The organism is Peribacillus sp. P4_D6, from assembly GCF_056401795.1.
The window spans coordinates 1-944 of the sequence record NZ_JBFUIQ010000359.1 but is presented as its reverse complement, the minus strand read 5'-3'; the positions used below and the strand labels follow the sequence as shown (position 1 = coordinate 944).

The following is a 944-nucleotide window of genomic DNA, read 5'->3' as shown; positions in this document are numbered from 1 at the left end:
CAGTAACAGGGTCTTGTTTATGTACCAGGATCTCTGCCAGGAATGCCCCGATGAATGGACCTATCAGAATTCCGACGAATGGAATCACGAATGGCCCGACCAGGAGCCCAATCGTACTGCCCCATATTCCCGCTTTCGTGCCGCCATACTTTTTGACCCCGACCATGTTGGCAATATAATCGGCTGCGAATAAAAGGATGACGAATAAAATTTGGACCGTCCAGAAAAACCATCCAAAAGGTTCAAAAGAATAAAAAAGTCCATATAACAATATTCCGCCAAAAATGAACAAAACACTTGGGATGATTGGAAAAATCAGACCGACAAACCCCATTATGAACATGAGGGTGATTATTATCCAAAATAGTGTGTCCATATCTCAAAAGCCCCTTTCTCATTTCATTTATAATTTGATTTATCTCTCCATAATTACCTTATTACTGTTGTTTGAAACCAATGAAGCTGAATACAGGTTGTTTTATTTTTCCCATATAGTTAAAATTGGTTAGGAATCTTATATAGATAGGTGCTGAAAACATTGAACATATTCAAACAACTATGGGTTAGCATATTTTCCCCTAAAGATATCGCTTCCTTTCAAAACCAAGGTATCGGGAAAACGATTTTATACGTTTTCTTTATAAGTCTCATCGCCTTTCTCCCTTCAGCTTTTTATTTCGGTACAATGATAGTTGACGGGATAGATGCCATGCACGAAACAGTATCCGAAGACTTACCGGCATTTGAAATCAAAAATGGCACGTTGACGACTGAAGAAGATGAGCCATTTAGCCTGAATAAAAACGGATATCAAATTTTTGTGGATGGCACGGGAGCCTTGACCCCGGAAAAGGTAGCTGCAGAAGCTGATGAGGCTGTCGCACTTTTGAAGTCTGACCTGGTTTTCGTATCCGGAGGCAATGTGCAATCCTCTCCTTATTCAG

At 40.3% G+C, this 944-nt stretch carries 2 protein-coding genes; one reads left to right on the top strand and one right to left on the bottom strand.

The features are described from left to right. A partial coding sequence (locus AC1DVB_RS27570; protein WP_477592022.1) for a DUF456 domain-containing protein occupies positions 1-376 on the bottom strand: 376 nt, incomplete at its 3' end. A gap of 162 nt (positions 377-538) precedes the next feature. On the opposite strand from AC1DVB_RS27570, the gene AC1DVB_RS27565 reads away from it, so the two are divergent. Further along, positions 539-944 (top strand): DUF1189 domain-containing protein (locus AC1DVB_RS27565; protein WP_477592020.1); only part of this gene is annotated, 406 nt, incomplete at its 3' end.